We start from the raw sequence: 21,947 nt of genomic DNA on the forward strand, positions 1-21,947 counted from the left end.
CTGCCATGAGTATCGAAGTCAGAAACCTGTCGCGCCGCTTTGGCGATTTCCGGGCGCTGGACGATGTGTCGCTGCACATCGAGACCGGCGAGCTGGTGGCCTTGCTCGGCCCGTCGGGTTGCGGCAAGACCACCTTGCTGCGGATCATCGCCGGGCTGGAAACGGCGGACCACGGCAGCGTGCTGTTCGCGGGCGAAGACGCCACTTCTGTCGATGTGCGCCATCGCCAGGTGGGGTTCGTGTTCCAGCACTATGCACTGTTCAAGCACATGACGGTATTCGAGAACGTGGCCTTCGGGCTGCGCGTCAAGCCCCGCGCGACGCGGCCTTCCGAGGCGCAGATCCGCGCCAAGGTGCATGAGCTGCTGAACCTGGTGCAGCTGGACTGGCTGGCCGACCGCTATCCGGCCCAGTTGTCCGGCGGCCAGCGCCAGCGCATCGCGCTGGCCCGCGCGCTGGCGGTCGAGCCGCGCGTGCTGCTGCTGGACGAGCCGTTCGGCGCGCTGGACGCCAAGGTGCGCAAGGAGCTGCGCCGCTGGCTGCGGCGGCTGCACGACGAACTGCACGTGGCCAGCGTGTTCGTCACCCACGACCAGGAGGAGGCCCTGGAGGTGGCCGACCGCGTGGTGCTGATGAATGCCGGGCGCATCGAGCAAGTGGGCACGCCGCGCGAAGTCTGGGAGCACCCGGCCACGCCGTTCGTCTACGGTTTCCTGGGCGACGTCAACCAGCTGAGCGGGCAGGCCGCGCGCGGGATCTGGCACGCGCATGGCGTGGCATTGCCCGCGCCCGAGCTGGCCCAGGCCGAGCATACGCAGGCCATTGCCTATGTGCGCCCGCACGAAATCGACCTGGCCCGCAACAACGGCACCGGCCAGGGCATCCCGGTGCGCCTGAACCATGCCTACCTGGCCGGCGCCAGCGCCTACCTGGAGCTGGAGCGCGAAGACATGCAGGCCATCATCGAAGCCCAGGTGCCCGAGCACCTGTATCGCGAACTCAACCTGAAGGAGGGCGAAAGCCTGCTGGCGCGGCCGCGCCGGGCCCGCGTTTTCGCCGCGCAACCATGACAACTACCGAGACCGCCCTGGACCCCGCCGTTGCCGCCCGCTGGCGCGCGCTGCAGTCGCGCCTGGCCGAAATCGCGCAGCGGCATCCGGACGCCGCGCTGGCGTCTTCGCTGGCCGCCGAGGACATGGTACTGACCCACGCCATCTACGACGGCGGCCTGGCCCTGGAAATCTTCACGCTGGATACGGGCCGCCTGCATGCCGAGACGCTCGGGATGCTGGACGCGGTGCGCCAACGCTACGGGCGCGGGCTGACCGTTTACCGGCCCGAGGCGGCCGCCGTGCAGGCCCATGTGCAGCAGCATGGCGCCTACGCGTTCTACGAAAGCGTGGAGCTGCGCAAGGCCTGTTGCCAGATCCGCAAGGTCGAGCCGCTGAAGCGGGCGCTGGCCGGCCGCGGCGCCTGGATCACCGGCCAGCGCCGCGCCCAGGCGGCTACGCGCGGCGAGCTGCCGGAGGCCGAGCAGGACGCGGTGTTCGGGCTGTACAAGTACAACCCGCTGGCCGCCTGGAGCGAGGAAGACGTCTGGCATCTCATCCGCGCGCTCGATATTCCCTACAACCCGCTGCACGACCAGGGCTATCCCTCGATCGGCTGCGAGCCCTGCACGCGCGCCGTCCGTCCCGGCGAAGACGTGCGGGCGGGCCGCTGGTGGTGGGAGTCGTCCGACTCCAAGGAATGCGGCCTGCATGCCGGCAACCGGGTCATCGGCGTGACGGCCGTTCCCGCCAAACCGACTTCTGTGTAAAGGAAAACCCCATGTCCGTCGTCGTCAACCGCAGCCACCTCGACTGGCTGGAGTCCGAAGCCATCTACATCCTGCGCGAAGTCGCAGCCGAGTGCACCAAGCCGGTGCTGCTGTTTTCCGGCGGCAAGGACTCGGTGGTGCTGTTGCGCCTGGCCGAGAAGGCCTTCCGGCCGGGCCGCTTCCCATTCCCGCTGATGCACATCGACACCGGCCACAATTTCGACGAAGTGATCGCCTTCCGCGACGCGCGGGCGGCCGAGCTGGGCGAAACCCTGTTGGTGCGCAGCGTCGAGGACTCGATCCGGCGCGGCAGCGTGGTGCTGCGGCGTGCGACCGATTCGCGCAACGCCGCGCAGGCGGTGACCCTGCTGGAAGCCATCGAGGAATTCGGCTTCGACGCCTGCATCGGCGGCGCGCGCCGCGACGAGGAGAAGGCGCGTGCCAAGGAGCGCATCTTTTCGTTCCGCGACGAGTTCGGCCAGTGGGACCCGAAAGCGCAGCGCCCCGAGCTGTGGAACCTGTTCAATACGCGCGTGCATCCGGGCGAGAACATGCGCGTGTTTCCGATTTCCAACTGGACCGAACTGGACGTGTGGCAGTACATCCAGCGCGAACAGCTGGCGTTGCCATCCATCTACTACAGCCACCGGCGCGACGTGGTGCGCCGCAAGGGCCTGCTGGTGCCGGTCACGCCGCTGACGCCGCCGCAGGACGGCGAACGGGTCGAGAACCTGGCGGTGCGCTTCCGGACGGTGGGCGATATTTCCTGCACCTGCCCAGTGGCATCCGAGGCGGCCGACGCGGCCGCCATCATCGCCGAGACCGCCATTACCGACATCACCGAACGCGGCGCCACCCGCATGGATGACCAGACTTCCGAGGCCTCGATGGAGCGCCGCAAGAAAGAAGGCTATTTCTGAACCGACACTGGATGCTCCCATGAACGCTGTGAACGATTCTTTTCTTTCGGGCGCCGACCGCGGCGTGCTGCGGCTGATCACGGCCGGTTCGGTCGACGACGGCAAGTCCACCCTGATCGGGCGCCTGCTGTACGACAGCAAGGGCGTGTTCGCCGACCAACTGGACGCCATTTCGCGCGCCAAGTACAAGCGGGTGGCCGGCGACGGCATCGATTTCGCGCTGCTCACCGACGGCCTGGAGGCCGAGCGCGAGCAGGGCATCACTATCGACGTGGCGTACCGCTATTTCGCCACCCCGCTGCGCAAGTTCATCGTCGCCGACGCGCCCGGGCACGAGCAATACACCCGCAACATGGTGACCGGCGCCTCGACCGCCGACGCCGCCGTGATCCTCATCGACGCCACGCGCGCCGCCGACGGCAAGCTGCTGCCGCAGACCAAGCGGCACAGCACCATCGCGCGCCTGCTGGGCATCCGCCACATCGTGGTGGCGGTCAACAAGATGGACCTGGTCGACTGGGACCGCGCCGTGTTCGAGCGCATTCGCGACGCCTATGCCGAACTGGCGCGGCGCCTGGACATCGCCCGCTTCCATGCGCTGCCGCTGTCGGCGCTGGAGGGCGACAACGTGGTCAATCCGTCCGCCAGGACGCCCTGGTACGACGGCCCGCCGCTGCTCAGCCTGCTGGAGCAACTGGGCCAGGCCAATGACGCGGCCGGGCAGCCGCTGCGCTTTCCGGTGCAGTGGGTGGCGCGCCACGGCGGCGACAGCGCCGACGATTTCCGCGGCTACGCCGGCCGCGTCGCCAGCGGCGTGCTGCGGCCGGGCGATGAAATCGTGGTGCAGCCATCGGGGGTGCGCGCGCGCGTCAAGCAGGTGCTGGCCTTCGATCGCGCGCTGGATGCCGCGCTGGCCGGCGACTCGGTCACGGTCGTGCTGGACCGGGATGTCGACGTTTCGCGCGGCGATGTGCTGGCGCATGCCGATGCGCCGGCGCGCGTCGGCCGCGAGTTCGAAGCGGAACTGTGCTGGCTCGACGCGCAGGCGCTGAACCCGGCGCGCAAGTACCTGCTCAAGCACGGCACGCGGCTGACCACCGCGAAGGTCCGCGACGTGCACACGCAGCGCGACATTCACGAACTGCAGGAGATCGCCAACGCCGGCGGCACGCTGAACATGAACGACATCGGCCGCGTGTCGCTGGTCACGCGCGAGGCGCTGGCGGTCGATCGCTATGCCGAGGCGCCCGCCACGGGCGCGTTCATCCTGATTGACGCCGCCACGCACCAGACCGCGGCCGCGGGCATGCTGCGATGACGTCCCGGCCCGCCGCCGGACGCCGGCGGCGGGCTGTTGTTTTATTGCGAAGCCTAGTATTCATGCGGGTTTCCGGGCGATTTCCAGACCATGAAATGATTTCTCCAGACGGCTGCCGCGTCTTGCGGTAAAGTGGGGCGTCGCCCTTTCGGGGCGTCAGGGGCTTGCTGAAAGTACTGGTTTTTTGTACAGTACTTTCATGGAACGCACCGATCACGTTTTTCCCGCCGGTTCTGGGTCCCCGGCTGCCGCCCCCGCCGCCTTGCGCGGCCGGGGAGCGGTTACTAACGTCCGGCATCGCTTCCAGCAAACCGACCGCGCCCCCGCCGACGACGGCTGGGCCGCCACCCACGTACCGGCCGATGCCCTGGCGGATGCCTCCTGGCCCGCCGACGGCGTGGCCGAACCCGCCGTCCCTTATATTCCCATCACGCCGGAGCCGGCCCGCCAGACCACCGTGGCCCCCGAACAGGCCCGCAAGCTGCTGTCGCGCAACGATTCTCCCGACATCCCGTTCGATGTCGCCGTCAACCCCTACCGTGGGTGCGAACACGGCTGCGTGTACTGCTACGCGCGGCCCACCCATGCCTACCTGGGCTATTCCCCCGGGCTGGACTTCGAAACCCGCCTGGTGGCCAAGGCCAACGCGGTGGACGTGCTGCGGGCCGAGCTGGCCCGCCCCGGCTACCGGGTGTCGCCCATCAACATCGGCTCGGCCACCGACGTCTACCAACCCATCGAACGCCAGTGGCAGCTTACCCGCGGGGTGCTCGAGCTGCTGCTGCAGACCCGCCACCCGGCCACCATCGTCACCAAGAACGCCCTGGTCGAGCGCGACCTCGACCTGCTCCGGCCGCTGGCCGAGCAGCGGCTGGTCACGGTATTCGCCAGCATCACCACCCTGGACGCCGACATGGCCCGTACGCTGGAACCGCGCGCCTCGGCTCCCTGGCGGCGCATCCAGGCGGTGCGCACGCTGGCCGATGCCGGCGTGCCCGTCGGCGTCCTGGTGGCGCCCGTCATTCCCTTCATCAACGACGAATCCCTGGAACACATCCTGCAGGAAGCCCGCCAGGCGGGCGCCTGCTACGCCAGCTACACCGTGCTGCGACTGCCCTGGGAAGTGCGCGCCGTCTTCGAGGAATGGCTGCAGGCCCATTTCCCCGACCGTGCCCAGCGCGTGCTGCATCGCATCGAAGACCTGCGCAACGGCCGGCGCAACGATCCCCGTTTCGGCAGTCGCATGCGCGGCACCGGCCTGTGGGCCGACCTGCTGCGCCAGCGCTTCGGGCTGGCGGTGCGCAAGCTGGGCCTGAACACCACCCGGCTGCAACTGGCCACGCATCTGTTCCAGCCGCCCCGGCCCGCCATGGCCGTGGCGCCGGGGCCGGGCGGGCACCGCCACGCCAGGCCGGCGCCGCAGGCCTCGCCGCAGTTGTCGCTGTTCTGATTTTCCGTTTCACCGGCTGTCGCCGCGCGTCCAGGCGGCCCCTTAATCCGCAGAGCTGTTCGTCTGCCAGCGTTCACCGGAGTCTTTCATGACCATCGCCACCCTCGCTTCCGATTCCGCCGTTTCCCTGCCCAGCTCGCGGTTGCCCGCCTGGCTGCCGCGCCTGCTGGCGCAGGCCGGCGGCGGCGTGCTGCGCCAGCCGGCCAAATGGCCGTTCTCGTCGGGGTTGTCGCGTGGGCGCCAGCTCATGCCGGCGCCCGCCCAGGCGGCCGACCGTCCGGCGCAGCCGGCCGCCGTCGCGCCCGTGGCGCCCGCCGCCTCGACGCTGTCCGCCGATACCCAGGCCGCCCACAGCCAGTCGCTGGGGACGGCGGCGCGGGTGGCGGGGCAGGGCGTCACGCTGCGCCAGATGGTGGTCGACGTCGTGCTGGTGGCCATGTGGGCCGCCCTGATCCCCGGCCTGATGTGGCTGGGGGCCGTGGCGGGGTTCTGAGCCGGCCGGCGCTCCCCGCGGCACGCCGGGGCGCGGCGGCTAGCTCGAGCCGAGCAGCACCACGCCCACCAGAATTGCCGCGCAGCCCGCCAGGCGGCCTATGCCGACCTTTTCGCGCAGCAGGAACATGCCCGCCAAGGTGCCCAGCATCATCGACATCTCCCGGGCGGGGGCCACCAGGCTGAGCGGCGCGCCGTTGCGCAGCGCGTACAGCACCAGTATGTAGCCCAGCGGAGACAGCACCCCCACGGCCAGCGCCAGGTGCCAGTGGCCGCGCATCGCTTGCCAGCTGGCGGCCCGCCGTTGCAGGACATGCGGCGTCATCATCGCGGTGCGCGTGACGCAGGTGAACCAGTCGAACAACACCGGCATGAGCAGCAGCACCTTGACGCCATAGGCGTCCACCACGGTATAGGCCGCGATGAACAGGCCTATCACCACGCCCCAGCGCACGCCCAGCCAGGCCTGGGGCTGGCGGAACAGCGCCAGCCTGCCTTGGGTGGCGATCAGCAGCACGCCGCCCACCACGCACAGCATGCCGGCGATGCCCGTGGCCGAGGCCGGCTCGCCCAGCAGCAGGAAGGCGCCCATGGTCGAGAGCAATGGGCCGGTGCCGCGCGCGATGGGATACACCACGGACAGGTCGGCGACCTGATAGCCGCGCTGCAGGCACAGGCTGTAGCCCAGGTGCAGGGCGCTCGACGCCAGGATGCATGCCACCACCGGCCAGGTCCAGGCCATGCCCTCGTGCAGCAGGATCCACACCACCCAGGGCGCATACAGCAGGCTGGCGCACAGGCCGTAGGCGAAGACGAAGACCGGTCCCACCATCGCCGCGCGCTTGGCCAGCAGGTTCCAGGTAGCATGGGCCACGGCCGCGAGGACCACTAATATCAGTGACGCATACGACATGGCGAGGCCGGTGGAATGACAGGTTTGTGACAAAACGGAGGCCTACAGCGTACTCCTTTTATTGGGGCCGGGTGGCAAGGCAGGGAAGACATGGCGGCTAGTACCAGACGTCCTGGTTTTGATGTAGAATGCTGGGTTTGCCAAACCCTCATCCTCTGCTTGCGCACAGGCCAGGGCACCGGGGCCAGCCCCGTATGCCCCGCGTAAGAACAGCGCAACGCACGATGACTTCGGAGTTCATCATGAACCTCATCGCTCTCCTGGAACAGGAAGAAATCAAGCGCCTGACCGGCGACAAGACCATGCCTGAATTCGCCCCCGGCGACACCGTGGTGGTCAGCGTCAACGTCGTGGAAGGCACCCGCAAGCGTGTGCAGGCCTACGAAGGCGTCGTCATCGCCAAGCGCAACCGCGGCCTGAACTCGTCGTTCATCGTCCGCAAGATCTCCTCGGGCGAAGCCGTCGAGCGTACGTTCCAGCTGTATTCGCCGCAGATCGCCGGCATCGAAGTCAAGCGCCGCGGTGACGTGCGCCGCGCCAAGCTGTACTACCTGCGCAGCCGCTCGGGCAAGTCGGCGCGCATCAAGGAAAAGCTCGTCATCAAGCAGGCCAAGTCGGCTTGATGCTCCGTCGCGGCAAGGCGCCAGCCATGGCGCAATGCCGCGCTCGCGGACATTCCGGGTTAAAAAGGCACCTGCAAAGGTGCCTTTTTCACATCCCTCTCAGGTATGCCTGATCCCTCGTCACGCCCGCGCCGGCCGCCCGCCGGCCCGTCTTTCGATCCCGCCGCCCAGCCCTGGCAGCCCGCCGATACCGACCTTGCCGCCGTCCCGCCGGAGCGGCTGGCGCCTGATTCCTTGCGCGGGGCGCTGAGCCGTCCCGGCCCCTGGCCGATGGACCCGGTGGTGACTCCCGAGCAGCGCTATCCCGGCCGCGAAGGGGCGCCGGTGCTGGCGGCGGTGCTCATCCCCCTGGTTGCGCACCCGGATGGCGTGCGCGTCATGTTGACCCAGCGTACTGCGCATTTGCATGATCATGCGGGCCAGGTCAGTTTTCCCGGCGGGCGGCTGGAGGCCTTCGATGCCGGCCCGGTCGCCGCTGCGCTGCGCGAGGCGCAAGAAGAAACCGGCCTGCCGGCCGAGCACGTCGATGTATTGAGCAGCATGCCCGCCTATCTGACGGCCACGGGGTTCTCGATCACGCCGGTGGTGTCGCTGGTGCGGCCCGGCTATACGCTCGCGCCCGACGCCTTCGAGGTGGCCGAGGTATTCGAGGTGCCGCTGGCCTTCCTGATGGACCCCGCCAATCATCGCCTGTACCGCGCGCGATTGCCGGATGGGCGCGAGCGCCGCTATTACGCCATGCCCTGGCAGGATTATTTCATCTGGGGGGCTACCGCCGGCATGCTGCGCAACCTGTACCACGTGGTGCGCCACCGGCTGGCCGGCATTCAATAGCGCTGCTGCGCGGCCTCGCTTTCTTCCAGGATGCGCCGGTACAGCGCGTAGCGGCCAGGGTCGATCCCGCCCGCCTGCAAGGCCGCCACCACGCCGCAGCCCGGCTCGTGGCGGTGGGTGCAGTTATAGAAGCGGCAGTGCTCGATATGCGGGGCGAATTCCGGGAAGCCGCGCAGGATATCCGCGCCGGACAGGTGCTGCAGCCCGAACGCCTGGAAGCCGGGTGAGTCGATCAGGTCGCCGCCGGGCGGCGGCAGGTGGTAGAGGCGGGTGGTGGTGGTCGTGTGCCGCCCCATGTCGAGCGCGGCGGAGTGTTCGCGCGTGGCGGCGCCGGCTTGCGGAACCAGCGCGTTGAGCAGGGTGGACTTGCCCATGCCGCTCTGGCCGAGCAGCAGGGTGGTGCGCCCGGCCAGGCGCGGTGCCAGCAGGGCATGCACCGCTGCGGTGTCATGGGCGCTGAGTTCGATCACCGGCACGCCCAGCGCGCGCACCGACGCCAGTCGCGCGCGCGCGGCGTCCAGGCCGTGTTGCAGGTCGGTCTTGTTGAGGATGATGAGCGGCTCGATGCCGGCGCTCCAGGCGCCGGCCAGCGCGCGGCCGGCCAGGTCGTCCGAGAAGGTCGGCTCGACCGCCACGACGATCAGTAGTTGGTCCACGTTGGCCGCGAACTGCTTGGCGCGCATTTCGTCGGAGCGATACAGCAGGTTGCGGCGCGGCAGGATGGCTTCGATGACGCCTTCGTCGCGGCCCTGCGGCGCGACCAGCACCCGGTCGCCCACCGCCGCGCCGGCCTTCTTGCCGCGCGGGAAGCAATGGCGCTGCACGCCGTCGGGGAATTCCACCACATAGTGGCGTCCGTGGGCGGCGATGATGCGGCCCTCTGCCTGCGCCGCGGCGCTCGCGTCGGCGCCGCGTTCATGGCGCGAGCGCACCGGCTTGGGGCGGCCTGGCGCGGCGCTCATGCCGCCTGGGTGAGGTGACGGATGCGCACGGCGGCGGGAGGGTGGCTGTCGTAGAAGGCGGAATGCACGGGGTCGGGGGTCAGGGTGGCGGCGTTGTCATCGTACAGTTTGACCAGTGCCGACACCAGCCGGTCGGGCGAGCTCTGCGTGGCGGCGTAGCGGTCGGCCTCGAATTCGTCGCGGCGCGAATACCAGCTGGCCACGGGCGTGAACATGAAGGTGAAGACCGGGATCGCCAGGAAGAACAGCAGCAGCGCCATGGCGTCGTTGCGGCCGTCCAGGCGCGGCAGCACGCCCAGGCCCTCGTAGAACCAGGGCTGCCGGGCGAGCCAGCCCAGCACCGCGAAGAACAACAGGGCCGCGCCGAAGCTGAGCACGATGCGCTTGATGATGTGCCGCTTGGCGAAATGGCCCAGCTCGTGCGCCAGCACGGCTTCGATTTCGTCGGCGTTCAGGCGCGCCAGCAGGGTGTCGAAGAATACGATGCGGCGCGCCTTGCCGAAGCCGGTGAAATAGGCGTTGCCATGCGCCGAGCGGCGCGAGCCATCCATGACGAACAGGCCGTTGAGCGCGAACCCGCAGCGCTGGGCCAGCTGCTTGATGCGGCCCGCCAGTTCGGGGTCGGTGAGCGGGGTGAACTTGTTGAACAGCGGCGCGATGAAGGTCGGGTAGATGAACAGCAGCAGCAGGTTGAAGAGGGTCCACAGCCCCCATGCCCAAAGCCACCACAGGGCGCCGGCCTCGGCCATGAGCCACAGGATGGCGGCGGCCAGCGGGGTGCCCAGCAGCAGCGCCACCACCAGCCCCTTGGCCAGGTCGGCGGCGAACAGCCCGGGCGTCATGCGGTTGAAGCCAAAGCGCGCCTCGAGGCGGAACTGCCGCCACAAGGTGAACGGCAGCCCCAGCAGGCCCAGCAGCAGGGCCACGCTGCCCAGCAGCAGCAATTGGCGCAGCAGGTCGTGGGAGGTGGCCTGCGCCACCAGCAGGTCGATGGCCTGCAGGCCGCCCAGCAGCGTCAGCGCCACCAGCACCACGGCGTCGTAGACACGCTCCAGTATGCCCAGACGCATGCGCGCCACGGTGTAGTCGGCCGCCCGCTGGTGGCTGGCCAGCCCGATGCGCGGCGCGAATTCGGGCGGCACCTGGTCGCGGTGGCGCGCCACGTGGCGGATCTGGCGGGAGGCCAGCCACAGCCGCACGCAGATATCGGCCAGCAGGAGGGAAACGAACAGCAGGGTCAGGGCGGTCAGGGGCACGGCGCGGGGGGTATGAGAAAATGCAGTGTTTTAAAGGCAAATTATATGGCTGCGAACGAAAACCGCCTGGTCTGGCTCGATATGGAAATGACCGGGCTCGACCCCACCAAAGAGCGCATCATCGAAGTCGCCGTGGTCGTCACCGAGCCCGACCTGACCGTGGTGGCCGAAGGGCCGGTGCTGGTCGTGCACCAGCCCGACAGCCTGCTCGACGCCATGGACAACTGGAACAAGTCCACGCACGGCAAGAGCGGCCTGATCGAGAAGGTCAAGGCGTCGACCCTGACCGAGGCGCAGGCCGAGCAAATCCTGCTGGATTTCCTGGCGCAGCACGTGCCGGCCGGCAAATCGCCGCTGTGCGGCAATACCATCAGCCAGGACCGGCGCTTCATGTACGCCTACATGCCCAACCTGGAGCGCTTCTTCCATTACCGCAACCTGGACGTCAGCACCCTGAAGGAACTGGCGCGCCGCTGGGCCCCGGCCGTCTACAAGGGGTTCGAGAAACAAAGCCGGCACGAGGCGCTGGCCGACATCTACGAATCCATCGACGAATTGAAGTACTACCGCGAGCATTTCCTGAAGGCGTAGGCGAGTGCCTGCCTATCCCGTAGCCCGGATCCGCCTGGCCGAACAGCGGGCGCAGGCGCGCGGCCTCGCGCTGATGCCGCGGGCGGGGGCGGCCGCCGCCGACTTCATCGCGGCGCGCTGGGCGGCGGGCGCCGCCGTGCTGGCGCTGGTCGGGCCGGGCAACAACGGCGGCGACGCGCTGGTGGCGGCGACCCGCCTGCGGGCCGCCGGCTACCGGGTGAGCGTGGTGATGCCGGGCGATCCCGGCCGGCTTCCCGCCGACGCCGCGCGAGCCTATGCGACCTGGCGCGCCCAGGGCGGCGCCGAACGGGCCGGCCTGGCGCCTGGTCCGCGGCCCGATGTCATTATCGACGGCCTGTTCGGCATCGGCCTGAACCGTCCGCTGGGAGCCGACTGGCAGGCGCTGGTCGATGAGATCAACAGTTGGGAACTGCCGGTGCTGGCCCTGGACGTGCCCAGCGGCGTGGACGCCGATAGCGGCCGGATGCTGGGGCGCCCGCTGCGGGCGCGCTGGACCCTGTCGTTCATCGGGCGGGCGCGCGGCCTGGAGGCGCCCGGCCCGGGCCGCGACGCCGCCGGCGAGCTGCACCTCGATACGCTCGGCGTGGCCGTCGAGCCCTAGCGGGCCCTAGGCGCCCGGCCGCCCGCCGAAGCGCGCGTACACCTCCGGCGACAGCGCGGTATAGCGGTCGTTGTCGCGTCCCGCCACCGCGTCCAGGTGCTGTTCCGACGCATCGAACAGCTTCCAGTAGATCTGCCCGCACAATGCGCGGGCCGCATGGCCGGGCCAGCGCTCGGGCAGCATGGGCACCGGCAGTTGCGGGTCGTGCAGCACGATCCGGCGCCAGGTATGCAGCAGCAGCATGCGCGCCGCAAAGGCGTCGGCCGGCGCTACCGGCTCGTCCAGCAGCTTGTCCAGCGGCGCGAACTGGCGCGAGAAATGCCGGTATTGCCCGGCCAGTTCGTCCAGGTTCCAGCAGTGCGGCGCCAGGCTGGCGATGGGCAGGCCGCCCGCCTCCGCCAGGTCGCGTCCCGACAGCACCAGCGCCTTGTCGGGGATGCCCAGTTTCTGGAGGATTTCATGGGCGGTGCCAGCCCCGGCCTGGGGGTGGGCGAACAGCCCCGGCGCCAGCATGCCGAAGCCTTCCCAGGCCAGTTCGCGCCGCAGCTCGGTGCGCTCGGCCAGGCCGTTGTTGCCCAGGCGCGGCAGCGCCACCAGGGTCCATTGCCCGTCCCAGTCGGCCGCCGGCCCGTCGTAGATGCGCTGCGAGGCGTGCGCGGTGTGGCGCCGGCCCTGCTCGGACAACTGGTACAGGCTGCGGCGCCCGTGCCGCTCGGCCTGCAGCCAGCCTTGCGCCACCAGCCGGAACACGCTGGTCCGCAGCAACCGTTCATTGATGCCCAGCGGTTCGAGCAGCTCGATGATGCCGCCCAGCCAGATGGCGCCCCCGTGACAGGCCAGCGCATCGCCCAGCAGGCTCACGCACAGCGACTTGGCGCGCGGCGGGTCGTCCTTGAGCAGGCGGGCGATGTAGCGGCCCACGGAAGAGGGGGGATTTGCCATGGGATACGTGGCCTATATGACAATGCTCAACATGATACACATATCTGATGTGATACAAAAATAGGTTTGACAATTAATTTTGTGTATTAAATAATCGTCTCATGCCTGGCCAGACCAATGGCCGGCGCGCGCGCCGCTCCCGGCTGGCGTGGCGCGACCGCAAGGAGACGAACATGTACGCACAACTTGTCGAAACCGGCGTCAAGCAGGTCCGCGGCGTCGACCAGCTCACCGGCCCCGAACAGGCCTTCCAGCGCCGCATCGACGACGGCGTGCGCATCGAGCCGCAGGACTGGATGCCCGAGGCCTATCGCAAGACCCTCATCCGCCAGATCTCCCAGCATGCCCATTCCGAAATCGTCGGCATGCTGCCCGAAGGCAACTGGATCACCCGGGCGCCCTCGCTCAAGCGCAAGGCCATCCTGCTGGCCAAGGTGCAGGACGAGGCCGGGCACGGCCTGTATTTGTATAGCGCCGCCGAGACCCTGGGCGTGTCGCGCGACGACCTGGTCGACGACCTGCACACCGGGCGCGCCAAGTATTCCAGCATCTTCAACTACCCCACGCTCACCTGGGCCGACATCGGCATGATCGGCTGGCTGGTCGACGGCTCGGCCATCATCAACCAGATCCCGCTGTGCCGCTGTTCGTACGGCCCCTATGCGCGCGCCATGGTGCGCGTCTGCAAGGAGGAATCCTTCCACCAGCGCCAGGGCTACGACCTGCTCATCCAGATGTGCCGGCATGGCACGCCGGAGCAGAAAGCCATGTGCCAGGATGCGCTGAACCGCTGGTGGTGGCCCGCGCTGATGATGTTCGGGCCGTCGGACGCCGAATCGCCCAACAGCGCGCAGTCGATGGCCTGGAAGATCAAGCTGTTCTCCAACGACGAGCTGCGCCAGAAGATGGTCGACCAGACCGTGCCGCAGGCCGAGTACCTGGGGCTGACGGTGCCCGATCCCGACCTGAAGTGGAATGCCGAGCGCGGCCACTATGACTTCGGCGAGATCGACTGGGACGAGTTCTATGCGGTGATCAAGGGCAACGGGCCCTGCAACCGCGAGCGGCTGGCCGCCCGCAAGCAGGCGCACGAAGCGGGCGCATGGGTGCGCGAGGGCCTGGCCGCCTATGCCGAGAAGCAGGCGCGCCGCGAGGCCGCCTGAGCGCATACGACACGACCACCCCCCGGGGCCGCGCGGGCGGCCCCGCACCTGAAGGATACGCATCATGAGCAAGCAGTGGCCGCTCTGGGAAGTCTTCATCCGCAGCCAGCACGGGCTGGCGCACAAGCACGTGGGCAGCCTGCACGCGCCGGACGCGGAAATGGCCATCAACCACGCGCGCGACGTGTACACGCGGCGCAACGAGGGCCTGAGCATCTGGGTGGTGCGCGCGGCCGATATCGTGGCGAGCAGCCCGGCCGACAAGGAGCCGCTGTTCGACCCGGCCAACAACAAGGTCTACCGGCATCCGACCTTCTTCCCCATGCCCGACGAAATCAAGCACATGTGAGGCGCGCATGGACAAGCCGTTATTCGAATACTTGCTGCGCCTGGGCGACACCACGCTGATCCTGTCGCAGCGCCTGTCCGAATGGTGCGGGCACGGCCCGGCCCTGGAAGAGGACCTGGCGCTCACCAACACCGCGCTCGACCTGCTGGGCCAGGCGCGCATGTGGCTGACGCTGGCCGGCGAAGTGGAGGGAGCGGGGCGCGACGAAGATGCGCTGGCCTATTTCCGGCATGCCCACGAGTTCCGCAACCTGATCCTGGTCGAACGGCCCAATGGCCACTATGGCGACACGCTGGCGCGCCAGTTCTTCTTCGACGTGTGGCATTACTTCCTGCTGCAGCGCCTGGCGCAGTCGACCGACGAGTGGGTGGCGGCGATCGCCGCCAAGTCGCTGAAAGAGGTCACCTACCACGTGCGCCGCTCGTCGGACCTGGTGGTGCGCCTGGGCGATGGCACGGCGCAGAGCCACCAGCGCATGCAGGACGCCGTGGACGACGCCTGGCGCCACACCGGTGAACTGTTCAGCGACGACGACATCGACCGCGACATGGCGGCGCGCGGCGTCGGCTGCGAACTGGCGGCGCTGCGCGAACCCTGGCTGGCCCATGTGCGTGAAGTACTGGGCGAGGCCACGCTGACAATGCCCGACCTGGCCGAGGCCGGCCATGCCGCGCACCAGGGCGGCCGCCAGGGCCGGCACACCGAGGCGCTGAGCTACGTGCTGGCCGAGATGCAGTCGCTGCCGCGCGCTTATCCCGGAGCCGTGTGGTGAACCGCGCCGTGTCCGTGCCCGCCAGCCAGGTCATGAGCTGGCTGGAAAGCGTGCCCGATCCCGAGATCCCCGTACTGTCGGTGGTGGACCTGGGCGTGGTGCGCGAGGTGGCCTGGGACGGCGGGACGTGCGTGGTCACCATCACGCCCACGTATTCGGGTTGTCCGGCGATGCGCGAGATCGCCCATGACATTGAACGCACCCTGGCCGGCCACGGCGTGGCGGCGGTGCGCGTCGAGACCCGGCTGGCGCCGGCCTGGACCACCGACTGGATGAGCGAGCGCGGCCGCGCGGCCCTCAAGGGCTACGGCATCGCGGCGCCCGCCGAGCGCGCCATCGATGTCTCCGGCATCAGCCGGCGCGCCGCCGGGCCGGTGGTGGCCTGCCCGCATTGCGGCTCGGGCCGCACCCGGCTGGTCAGCCACTTCGGCTCCACGTCGTGCAAGGCGCTGTACCGCTGCGCCGCCTGTCGCGAGCCATTCGATTATTTCAAGACCCATTGAGCAGGGCCGCATTGCTTCATGAGCCAGACTTCGTTCCATCTCCTGAAAGTCGCCTCGGTGGCGCGCAATACGCGCGACGCGGTGGTGGTGACCTTCGACCTGCCCGATGCCCTGCGGCCGCAGTTCGCTTTCCGGCCGGGCCAGTACCTGACCCTGCGCACCGAACTGGACGGCGAGGAGCTGCGCCGCTCGTATTCCATCTGTTCGGCGCCGGACGACGGCGTGCTGCGCGTGGCCATCAAGAAGGTCGACGAGGGCGCGTTCTCGAGCTGGGCCAACCATCAGCTGCAGCCCGGCCAGACGCTGGAAGTCATGCCGCCGGCGGGCAATTTCACGGTGGACTTCGCGCCGGACAACCGCCGCAACTATGTGGCCTTCGCCGTGGGCAGCGGCATTACGCCGGTGTTTTCGCTGGTCAAGACGGCGCTGTCGACCGAGCCGCACAGCCGCTTCACGCTGTTCTTCGGCAACCGCGCCTCGTCGTCGGTGCTGTTCCGCGAGGAAATCGAGGACCTGAAGAACCTGTACATGGAGCGGTTCTCGCTGGTCTACATCATGAGCCGCGAGAGCCAGGACATCGAGCTGTTCAACGGCCGCCTGGACGGCGACAAGGTCGACCAGCTGCTGACGGCCTGGATGCGGCCGGACGAGATCGACTATGCCTTCGTGTGCGGCCCCCAGACCATGATCGAGAGCGTGGTGCAGCGGCTGCAGGAGCGCGGCCTTGCCAAGGAACGCATCAAGTTCGAATTGTTCGGCGCGCCGCGCGGGCCGCGCGCGCTGCGCACCGGCCGCGATGCGCCGGCCGCGCCGGGCAAGGGCCAGTGCCAGGTGATCGTGGTGCAGGACGGCCACAGCCGCAGCTTCGTGATCGACAAGAACAAGGACAGCGTGCTCGATTCGGCCCTGGCGCAGGGCATCGAGCTGCCTTACTCCTGCAAGGGCGGCGTCTGTTCGACGTGCCGTTGCAAGGTCGTGGAGGGCGAAGTGGACATGGACGCCAACTTCGCGCTCGAAGACTACGAGGTGGCGCGCGGCTTCGTGCTGAGCTGCCAGAGCTTCCCGGTCAGCGACCGGCTGGTGCTCGACTTCGACCAGGAAACCTGACGCGCCCGCCGCGGCGCATGCCAACCCCGAACCCATTCATTGCGGAGATCGCCCGTGTCACCAGACTATTTCGAACGCCACCAGCCCATGCTCGAGCGCGCGCTGGCCGCCGCCGCGGAACGGGGCTACTGGAGCCCGTTCGCCGAATCGCCCAGCCCGCGCCATTATGGCGAAAGCGCCAATGAGGACGGCCGCGCCGCTTTCGAGGCGCTGCGCGGCAAGCCTTTCCCGCTGGAGGCGCGCGGCGCCCAGGGCACGGTGGGAGGCGAGCGGTCGCCCTACGGCTTCGCGCTGGACATCAGCTATCCCCAGGTGCCGCCCGCGGCGCTGGTGCAGTCGGCCGGCCAGGCGCTGCAGGCCTGGCGCCGCGCTGGCCCGCGCGCCTGGGTGGGCGTGTCGCTGGAGATCCTGGCGCGCCTGAACCGCCGCAGCTTCGAAATGGCCTACGCGGTGCAGCACACCACCGGCCAGGGCTTCATGATGGCCTTCCAGGCCGGCGGCCCGCATGCGCAGGACCGCGGCGTCGAGGCAGTGACCTATGCCTGGCAGGAAATGGCGCGCATCCCCGGCGTGGCGCTGTGGGAAAAGCCGCAGGGCAAGCACGACCCGATCAAGATGGAAAAGCGCTTCACCGTGGTGCCGCGCGGCATCGCCCTGGTGATCGGCTGCTCCACCTTCCCCACCTGGAACGGCTATCCGGGCCTGTTCGCCAGCCTGGCCACCGGCAACGCGGTGATCGTCAAGCCGCATCCCGGCGCGATCCTGCCATTGGCGCTCACCGTACAGGTGGCGCGCGAGGTGCTGGCCGAGGCCGGTTTCGACCCGGACGTGGTGCAGCTGGCGGCGCATCCGGCCGGCGACGAAACGGCGCAGCGGCTGGCGCAGGACCCGGCCGTCAAGATTGTCGATTTCACCGGCAGCAGCGCCAACGGCAACTGGCTGGAACAGCACGCCCGCCAGGCGCAGGTCTATACCGAGAAGGCGGGGGTGAACCAGGTGATCGTCGATTCGACCGACGACCTCAAGGGCATGGCGCGCAACCTGGCGTTCTCGTTGGCGCTGTATTCCGGCCAGATGTGCACGGCACCGCAGAACATCTACGTGCCGCGCGACGGCATCCAGACCGCCGAAGGCCGCGCCAGCTTCGACGAGGTGGCGGCCGCGCTGGGCACGGCGCTGGGCAAGCTGTGCGCCGACCCGGCCAAGGCGGTGGAGCTGACCGGCGCCATCCAGAATGACGATATTGTTGCGCGCATCGAGCGCGCGCGCGGGCTGGGGCTGCCGGTGGTGGCGGACAGCCAGGCGCTGGCGCATCCGCAGTTCGAGGGCGCGCGCGTGCATACGCCGCTGCTGTTGCGCACCGAGGCGGGCAACCCGGCGACCAGCCAGGAATGGTTCGGCCCGATCGCCTTCGTGGTGGCGACCGATTCGACCGACCACAGCATCGCGCTGGCGCGCGACAGCGTGATCGAGCACGGCGCGCTGTCGCTGTCGGCCTATACCACCGACGACGCTGTCGCGGCGCGCATCCAGGACGCCGCCGAAGTGGCCGGCGTGGCGCTGTCGCTGAACCTCACCGGCGCGGTGTTCGTCAACCAGACCGCCGCCTTCAGCGATTTCCACGGCACCGGCGCCAACCCGGCCGCCAACGCCGCGCTGTCGGATTCGGCCTTCGTCGCCAACCGTTTCCGCGTCGTGCAGACGCGCCGCCACGTCTGACCGGAGAGCCCCGCCATGTCCTACCAGAATATCCTGTTCGACCTGTCCGGCGGCATTGCCCGGTTGACGTTGAACCGTCCCGACAAGCTCAACAGCTTCACCGCCGCCATGCACGGCGAAGTCGCCGACGCCCTGGCGCGCGTCGAGAACGAGGGCGCGCGCGTGCTGCTGATCACCGGCGCCGGGCGCGGCTTCTGCGCCGGCCAGGACTTGAGCGAGCGCCAGATGGCGGCCGACGGCACCCCGCCCGACCTGGGCGAGACCGTCGGCAAGTATTACGCCCCGCTGGTGCGCCGCCTCAATGCGCTGCCGCTGCCCGTGGTGGTCGGCGTGAATGGCGTGGCGGCCGGGGCGGGCGCCAACCTGGCGTTCGCCGGCGACATCGTGGTTGCCAAGGAGTCGGCCAGCTTCATCCAGTCGTTCTGCCGGCTGGGGCTGATTCCCGACACCGGCGGCACGTTCGTGCTGCCGCGCCTGGCGGGCCGCGCGCGCGCCATGGGGCTGGCCATGCTGGGCGACAAGCTGAGCGCGCGCCAGGCGCAAGATTGGGGGCTGATCTGGCAGTGCGTGCGGGACGACGAGTTCGAGGCCGCGCTGGAACGGCTGGTGGCGCACTTCGCCGCCGCGCCCACTTTGGGCCTGGCGCGCACCAAGCAGGCGCTGCAGGCCAGCCTGCACAACGACCTGGCCGGCCAGCTCGAGCTGGAGCAGGAGCTGATGCGCGAACTGGGCCGCAGCGCCGACTACGCCGAGGGCGTGGCGGCCTTCCTGGCCAAGCGCGAACCCCAGTTCAAGGGGCGTTGATGAGCGCGCACGTTCCCCCCGTCGAGGCGCCCGGCGATCCCCAGGAACTGGCGCAGGCCGTGGGCGCGGCCATGTACGCCGTGGACGCCGCGTCGCAGGCGCTCGACATGACTGTGGCGGAGATCGCGCCCGGCCGGGCGCGCCTGACCATGCGGGTGCGGCCGGACATGCTGAACGGCCACCAGACCTGCCATGGCGGCTTCATTTTCGCGCTGGCCGACAGCGCCTTCGCCTTCGCCTGCAATTCGCGCAACGCCAGCACCGTGGCCTCCGGCTGCACCATCGATTTCCTGGCGCCCGGCTTCGCCGGCGACGTGCTGACGGCGGTCGCGCAGGAACGCTCGCTGGCCGGCCGCACCGGCGTCTACGATGTGACGGTCACCAACCAGGACGGCCGCCAGGTGGCGCTGTTCCGGGGGCGGTCCTACCGCATCAAGGGCCAGATCGTCGGCACGCCGCCGGATGCGTGAAGACCCTGCTTTCGCATCGCCCCCAGACTCAATACGATAAAGCGGCGTACCGCCGCACCGCCGCATTACCAGGAGACCTCCCCATGTCCAATACCGCGAGCAAGCCCGGACTGGACCCGATCGAGCACGCCAGCCGCGACGAGATCGAGGCGCTGCAGCTCGAGCGCCTGAAGTGGACGCTGGCGCACGCCTACCAGAACGTGCCGCACTACCGGAAGGCGTTCGACGCCGCCGGCGTGCATCCGGACGACCTGAAACAGCTGTCCGACATCGCCAAGTTCCCGTTCACCACCAAGCAGGATCTGCGCGACAACTACCCCTTCGGCATGTTCGCCGTGCCGCGCGAGCAGGTGGCGCGGGTCCATGCCTCCAGCGGCACCACCGGCAAGCCCACCGTGGTGGGCTACACCGCGCGCGACATCGACAACTGGGCCGCCCTGGTGGCGCGCTCGATCCGCGCGGCCGGAGGCAAGCCGGGCGACATCGTGCACGTGGCGTACGGCTACGGGCTGTTCACCGGCGGCCTGGGCGCGCACTACGGCGCCGAGAAGCTCGGCTGCACGGTGATCCCGATGTCCGGCGGCCAGACTGAAAAGCAGGTGCAGCTGATCAGCGATTTCCGGCCGGACATCATCATGGTCACGCCCTCGTACTTCTGCAACATCATCGAGGAGCAGCGCCGCCAGGGCATCGACCCGCGCCAGAGCTCGCTGCGCGTCGGCATCTTCGGCGCCGAGCCCTGGACCGGTCAGATGCGCCAGGATATCGAGGCCGAGGCGGCCATCGATGCGGTCGACATCTACGGCTTGTCCGAAGTAATGGGCCCCGGCGTGGCCAGCGAATGCGTCGAGACCAAGGATGGCCCGGTGATCTGGGAAGACCACTTCTACGCCGAGATCGTCGACCCGAACACCGGCCAGCCGGTGGCGGAAGGCGAACCGGGCGAGCTGGTGTTCACGTCGCTCACCAAGGAAGCCATGCCGGTCATCCGCTATCGCACGCGTGACCTGACCCGGCTGCTGGCGCCCACGGCGCGCAGCATGCGCCGCATCGGCAAGATCACCGGCCGCAGCGACGACATGCTGATCGTGCGCGGCGTGAACCTGTTCCCCACGCAGGTGGAAGAGCAGGTGCTGAAGATCGCGCAATTGGCGCCGCACTACCAACTGGTGCTGACGCGCGACGGCCACCTGGACGAACTGGAAATCCTCACCGAGGTGCGCGACGAGTTCGCCAACCTGGCCGAGGCCGAGCGCGAGGCCCTGGGCAGGCAGCTGCAGCACGCGGTCAAGTCATATATCGGCGTGACGGCGCGCGTGCGCGTGGCGGACTGCGGCTTCGTCGAGCGCACGCTGACCGGCAAGGCGCGCCGGGTGGTGGACAAGCGGCCCAAGTAGGCGGCCGCGATGTCCGCCGTTCCACGCCTGGCGGCCATGGACGAGCTGGCCGCCGTGCGGGCGCTGGTCCATGCCGCCTATGCGCACTACGTGCCGCGCATCGGCATCGAGCCCGGTCCGATGCGCGATGACTACGCGCCGCTGATCCGCGACGGGCGAGTCTATGTGGTCGGCGCGCCGCGGGCCTTGCAGGCGGTATTGGTGCTGCTTCCGCAGCCGGATGCCATGCTCCTGGACAACATCGCGGTGGCGCCAGCGGCGCAGGGACGGGGCTACGGCAAACTGTTGCTGCAGTTCGCCGAGCAGATGGCGCGCCAGGCGGGCTTTCGCTCGATCCGCCTCTACACCCACGAGAAAATGGTCGAGAACCTCGCCCTGTATGCGCGCATCGGCTATCGCGAGACGCATCGCGTCCACGAGCGCGGCCTGGCGCGCGTCTACATGCTCAAGGACCTGGCAGAGCGGTCCTGAGCGTGCGCGGCCGCGGCCGCTCAACCGCGTCCGAGCAGGTCGTGCGAGTCCAGCAGGGCGTAGACGATCTCGGGCTTGCGGTCCAGGGCCCGGCGGATGGCGGCGGGCAGGGTCTGGCGGGTCTTGTTGCACAGCCCCGGCTGGTCGGCGATCTCGATCTGCAGGCCGCGCACCGTGCGGACTTCATTCGGGCCGGGGGCCACCGTCAGGGAAATGCCCAGCAGTGCGCGCATGCGTTCCTGCATGTGCCGCAGGTCGTCCAGGCTGGCCAGGTTTTCCAGGCGCGCCACCAGCTTTTTTTCTTCTTCGCGGGTCAGGCGCAGGATGCGGATGTCGCCGCCCGGCGTGGCCAGCAGCCGGTCGCGGTCGCAGACACAGGCCCCGGGCGGGCATTCCTGGCGGATGGGAAACGGCAAATTCATAACGCCCGCACAGTATCACACGGTGCGG

At 69.1% G+C, this 21,947-nt stretch carries 25 protein-coding genes; 20 read left to right on the forward strand and 5 right to left on the reverse strand.

Annotated features, from left to right (window positions below; all coding sequences use genetic code 11):
• Positions 1-5: 5 nt before the first annotated feature.
• The 6 genes from ACKTT0_RS16285 (at position 6) to ACKTT0_RS16310 (ending at position 6,000) form a co-directional block, all read left to right on the forward strand.
• Positions 6-1,070, forward strand: a complete 1,065-nt coding sequence (locus ACKTT0_RS16285) for a sulfate/molybdate ABC transporter ATP-binding protein (protein WP_407850862.1) — start codon at positions 6-8, stop codon at positions 1,068-1,070.
• The gene (locus tag ACKTT0_RS16290; protein ID WP_407850863.1) at positions 1,067-1,819 is read left to right on the forward strand and encodes a phosphoadenylyl-sulfate reductase; all 753 of its coding nucleotides are present in this window, start codon (positions 1,067-1,069) and stop codon (positions 1,817-1,819) included. The genes ACKTT0_RS16285 and ACKTT0_RS16290 overlap by 4 nt, the downstream gene beginning before the upstream one ends.
• Positions 1,820-1,830: 11 nt before the next feature.
• Positions 1,831-2,739: a sulfate adenylyltransferase subunit CysD gene (cysD, locus tag ACKTT0_RS16295; protein ID WP_407850864.1), complete on the forward strand. Its 909-nt coding sequence runs from the start codon at positions 1,831-1,833 to the stop codon at positions 2,737-2,739.
• Positions 2,740-2,758: 19 nt separating this feature from the next.
• The gene (locus ACKTT0_RS16300; protein ID WP_407850865.1) at positions 2,759-4,057 is read left to right on the forward strand and encodes a sulfate adenylyltransferase subunit 1; all 1,299 of its coding nucleotides are present in this window, start codon (positions 2,759-2,761) and stop codon (positions 4,055-4,057) included.
• Positions 4,058-4,256: 199 nt separating this feature from the next.
• Complete coding sequence (locus ACKTT0_RS16305; RefSeq protein ID WP_407850866.1) at positions 4,257-5,507, forward strand: PA0069 family radical SAM protein; 1,251 nt, start codon at positions 4,257-4,259, stop codon at positions 5,505-5,507.
• 88 nt (positions 5,508-5,595) lie between these two features.
• On the forward strand, positions 5,596-6,000 hold the full coding sequence (locus tag ACKTT0_RS16310) for a hypothetical protein (protein ID WP_407850867.1): 405 nt from the start codon (positions 5,596-5,598) through the stop codon (positions 5,998-6,000).
• Positions 6,001-6,039: 39 nt separating this feature from the next.
• Here ACKTT0_RS16310 and ACKTT0_RS16315 read toward each other — a convergent pair whose 3' ends face one another.
• Complete coding sequence (locus tag ACKTT0_RS16315; RefSeq protein ID WP_407850868.1) at positions 6,040-6,912, reverse strand: EamA family transporter; 873 nt, start codon at positions 6,910-6,912, stop codon at positions 6,040-6,042.
• Between the two features lie 242 nt (positions 6,913-7,154).
• On the opposite strand from ACKTT0_RS16315, the gene rplS reads away from it, so the two are divergent.
• A complete protein-coding gene (rplS, locus tag ACKTT0_RS16320; protein WP_407850869.1) occupies positions 7,155-7,535 on the forward strand; it encodes a 50S ribosomal protein L19 in 381 nt (126 codons plus the stop codon).
• 105 nt (positions 7,536-7,640) lie between these two features.
• On the forward strand, positions 7,641-8,369 hold the full coding sequence (locus tag ACKTT0_RS16325) for a CoA pyrophosphatase (protein ID WP_407850870.1): 729 nt from the start codon (positions 7,641-7,643) through the stop codon (positions 8,367-8,369).
• On the opposite strand, the gene rsgA is transcribed toward ACKTT0_RS16325, so the two are convergent.
• Both rsgA and ACKTT0_RS16335 read right to left on the reverse strand, forming a co-directional pair.
• Complete coding sequence (gene rsgA, locus ACKTT0_RS16330) at positions 8,363-9,331, reverse strand: ribosome small subunit-dependent GTPase A (protein WP_407850871.1); 969 nt, start codon at positions 9,329-9,331, stop codon at positions 8,363-8,365. The two genes, ACKTT0_RS16325 and rsgA, sit on opposite strands and share 7 nt — an antisense overlap.
• Positions 9,328-10,587, reverse strand: a complete 1,260-nt coding sequence (locus ACKTT0_RS16335; protein ID WP_407850872.1) for a M48 family metallopeptidase — start codon at positions 10,585-10,587, stop codon at positions 9,328-9,330. The genes rsgA and ACKTT0_RS16335 overlap by 4 nt, the downstream gene beginning before the upstream one ends.
• Before the next feature lie 45 nt (positions 10,588-10,632).
• Here ACKTT0_RS16335 and orn point away from each other — a divergent pair, with 45 nt between their 5' ends.
• Together orn and ACKTT0_RS16345 are read left to right on the forward strand one after the other, a co-directional pair.
• Positions 10,633-11,178 (forward strand): oligoribonuclease, encoded by a 546-nt coding sequence (gene orn / locus ACKTT0_RS16340; RefSeq protein ID WP_407850873.1) that lies wholly within the window; start codon positions 10,633-10,635, stop codon positions 11,176-11,178.
• A gap of 4 nt (positions 11,179-11,182) precedes the next feature.
• On the forward strand, positions 11,183-11,800 hold the full coding sequence (locus tag ACKTT0_RS16345) for an NAD(P)H-hydrate epimerase (RefSeq protein ID WP_407850874.1): 618 nt from the start codon (positions 11,183-11,185) through the stop codon (positions 11,798-11,800).
• 6 nt (positions 11,801-11,806) lie between these two features.
• On the opposite strand, the gene paaX is transcribed toward ACKTT0_RS16345, so the two are convergent.
• Positions 11,807-12,742, reverse strand: a complete 936-nt coding sequence (gene paaX / locus ACKTT0_RS16350; protein ID WP_407850875.1) for a phenylacetic acid degradation operon negative regulatory protein PaaX — start codon at positions 12,740-12,742, stop codon at positions 11,807-11,809.
• 173 nt (positions 12,743-12,915) lie between these two features.
• Between paaX and paaA the strand changes: the two genes are divergently transcribed.
• From paaA to ACKTT0_RS16400, 10 genes are all read left to right on the forward strand, one after another.
• Positions 12,916-13,905 carry a 1,2-phenylacetyl-CoA epoxidase subunit PaaA gene (gene paaA, locus ACKTT0_RS16355; RefSeq protein WP_407850876.1) on the forward strand — a complete coding sequence of 330 codons (990 nt, stop codon included), beginning with the start codon at positions 12,916-12,918 and terminating at the stop codon, positions 13,903-13,905.
• Between the two features lie 64 nt (positions 13,906-13,969).
• The gene (gene paaB / locus ACKTT0_RS16360) at positions 13,970-14,254 is read left to right on the forward strand and encodes a 1,2-phenylacetyl-CoA epoxidase subunit PaaB (RefSeq protein WP_028354195.1); all 285 of its coding nucleotides are present in this window, start codon (positions 13,970-13,972) and stop codon (positions 14,252-14,254) included.
• Positions 14,255-14,261: 7 nt separating this feature from the next.
• Positions 14,262-15,026 (forward strand): 1,2-phenylacetyl-CoA epoxidase subunit PaaC, encoded by a 765-nt coding sequence (gene paaC / locus ACKTT0_RS16365; RefSeq protein WP_407850877.1) that lies wholly within the window; start codon positions 14,262-14,264, stop codon positions 15,024-15,026.
• 32 nt (positions 15,027-15,058) lie between these two features.
• Entirely contained in the window at positions 15,059-15,529 is a 471-nt protein-coding gene (gene paaD, locus ACKTT0_RS16370) for a 1,2-phenylacetyl-CoA epoxidase subunit PaaD (protein WP_407852443.1), read from the forward strand.
• Between the two features lie 18 nt (positions 15,530-15,547).
• Positions 15,548-16,636 (forward strand): 1,2-phenylacetyl-CoA epoxidase subunit PaaE, encoded by a 1,089-nt coding sequence (gene paaE, locus ACKTT0_RS16375; protein ID WP_407850878.1) that lies wholly within the window; start codon positions 15,548-15,550, stop codon positions 16,634-16,636.
• Between the two features lie 54 nt (positions 16,637-16,690).
• Positions 16,691-18,355 (forward strand): phenylacetic acid degradation protein PaaN, encoded by a 1,665-nt coding sequence (gene paaN / locus ACKTT0_RS16380; protein ID WP_407850879.1) that lies wholly within the window; start codon positions 16,691-16,693, stop codon positions 18,353-18,355.
• Positions 18,356-18,370: 15 nt separating this feature from the next.
• Complete coding sequence (gene paaG / locus ACKTT0_RS16385) at positions 18,371-19,159, forward strand: 2-(1,2-epoxy-1,2-dihydrophenyl)acetyl-CoA isomerase PaaG (RefSeq protein ID WP_407850880.1); 789 nt, start codon at positions 18,371-18,373, stop codon at positions 19,157-19,159.
• Positions 19,159-19,629: a hydroxyphenylacetyl-CoA thioesterase PaaI gene (paaI, locus tag ACKTT0_RS16390; RefSeq protein WP_028354189.1), complete on the forward strand. Its 471-nt coding sequence runs from the start codon at positions 19,159-19,161 to the stop codon at positions 19,627-19,629. The genes paaG and paaI overlap by 1 nt, the downstream gene beginning before the upstream one ends.
• 83 nt (positions 19,630-19,712) lie before the next feature.
• Positions 19,713-21,026 carry a phenylacetate--CoA ligase PaaK gene (gene paaK, locus ACKTT0_RS16395; RefSeq protein WP_407850881.1) on the forward strand — a complete coding sequence of 438 codons (1,314 nt, stop codon included), beginning with the start codon at positions 19,713-19,715 and terminating at the stop codon, positions 21,024-21,026.
• Positions 21,027-21,035: 9 nt separating this feature from the next.
• Positions 21,036-21,497, forward strand: coding sequence for a GNAT family N-acetyltransferase (locus ACKTT0_RS16400; RefSeq protein WP_407850882.1), 462 nt, complete (start codon positions 21,036-21,038; stop codon positions 21,495-21,497).
• Positions 21,498-21,517: 20 nt separating this feature from the next.
• Here the strand turns inward: ACKTT0_RS16400 and ACKTT0_RS16405 are convergent, their stop codons facing one another.
• The gene (locus tag ACKTT0_RS16405; RefSeq protein WP_407850883.1) at positions 21,518-21,919 is read right to left on the reverse strand and encodes a hypothetical protein; all 402 of its coding nucleotides are present in this window, start codon (positions 21,917-21,919) and stop codon (positions 21,518-21,520) included.
• Positions 21,920-21,947: the final 28 nt, after the last annotated feature.

Source organism: Bordetella saccharivorans (genome assembly GCF_045862855.1).
GTDB classification, from domain to species: Bacteria; Pseudomonadota; Gammaproteobacteria; order Burkholderiales; family Burkholderiaceae_B; genus Bordetella_A; species Bordetella_A petrii_F.

Excerpts from the sequence above, each read along its gene's own strand:
- ACKTT0_RS16325 (WP_407850870.1), top strand. The coding sequence starts at position 7,641 with ATGCCTGATCCCTCGTCACGCCCGCGCCGGCCGCCCGCCGGCCCGTCT.
- ACKTT0_RS16315 (WP_407850868.1), bottom strand. The coding sequence starts at position 6,912 with ATGTCGTATGCGTCACTGATATTAGTGGTCCTCGCGGCCGTGGCCCAT.
- ACKTT0_RS16290 (WP_407850863.1), top strand. The coding sequence starts at position 1,067 with ATGACAACTACCGAGACCGCCCTGGACCCCGCCGTTGCCGCCCGCTGG.
- ACKTT0_RS16400 (WP_407850882.1), top strand. The coding sequence starts at position 21,036 with ATGTCCGCCGTTCCACGCCTGGCGGCCATGGACGAGCTGGCCGCCGTG.
- ACKTT0_RS16310 (WP_407850867.1), top strand. The coding sequence starts at position 5,596 with ATGACCATCGCCACCCTCGCTTCCGATTCCGCCGTTTCCCTGCCCAGC.
- ACKTT0_RS16285 (WP_407850862.1), top strand. The coding sequence starts at position 6 with ATGAGTATCGAAGTCAGAAACCTGTCGCGCCGCTTTGGCGATTTCCGG.
- orn (WP_407850873.1), top strand. The coding sequence starts at position 10,633 with ATGGCTGCGAACGAAAACCGCCTGGTCTGGCTCGATATGGAAATGACC.
- rsgA (WP_407850871.1), bottom strand. The coding sequence starts at position 9,331 with ATGAGCGCCGCGCCAGGCCGCCCCAAGCCGGTGCGCTCGCGCCATGAA.
- cysD (WP_407850864.1), top strand. The coding sequence starts at position 1,831 with ATGTCCGTCGTCGTCAACCGCAGCCACCTCGACTGGCTGGAGTCCGAA.
- paaG (WP_407850880.1), top strand. The coding sequence starts at position 18,371 with ATGTCCTACCAGAATATCCTGTTCGACCTGTCCGGCGGCATTGCCCGG.
- paaC (WP_407850877.1), top strand. The coding sequence starts at position 14,262 with ATGGACAAGCCGTTATTCGAATACTTGCTGCGCCTGGGCGACACCACG.
- paaD (WP_407852443.1), top strand. The coding sequence starts at position 15,059 with ATGAGCTGGCTGGAAAGCGTGCCCGATCCCGAGATCCCCGTACTGTCG.
- rplS (WP_407850869.1), top strand. The coding sequence starts at position 7,155 with ATGAACCTCATCGCTCTCCTGGAACAGGAAGAAATCAAGCGCCTGACC.
- paaE (WP_407850878.1), top strand. The coding sequence starts at position 15,548 with ATGAGCCAGACTTCGTTCCATCTCCTGAAAGTCGCCTCGGTGGCGCGC.
- paaA (WP_407850876.1), top strand. The coding sequence starts at position 12,916 with ATGTACGCACAACTTGTCGAAACCGGCGTCAAGCAGGTCCGCGGCGTC.
- paaI (WP_028354189.1), top strand. The coding sequence starts at position 19,159 with ATGAGCGCGCACGTTCCCCCCGTCGAGGCGCCCGGCGATCCCCAGGAA.
- ACKTT0_RS16405 (WP_407850883.1), bottom strand. The coding sequence starts at position 21,919 with ATGAATTTGCCGTTTCCCATCCGCCAGGAATGCCCGCCCGGGGCCTGT.
- paaK (WP_407850881.1), top strand. The coding sequence starts at position 19,713 with ATGTCCAATACCGCGAGCAAGCCCGGACTGGACCCGATCGAGCACGCC.
- ACKTT0_RS16300 (WP_407850865.1), top strand. The coding sequence starts at position 2,759 with ATGAACGCTGTGAACGATTCTTTTCTTTCGGGCGCCGACCGCGGCGTG.
- paaX (WP_407850875.1), bottom strand. The coding sequence starts at position 12,742 with ATGGCAAATCCCCCCTCTTCCGTGGGCCGCTACATCGCCCGCCTGCTC.
- paaB (WP_028354195.1), top strand. The coding sequence starts at position 13,970 with ATGAGCAAGCAGTGGCCGCTCTGGGAAGTCTTCATCCGCAGCCAGCAC.
- ACKTT0_RS16305 (WP_407850866.1), top strand. The coding sequence starts at position 4,257 with ATGGAACGCACCGATCACGTTTTTCCCGCCGGTTCTGGGTCCCCGGCT.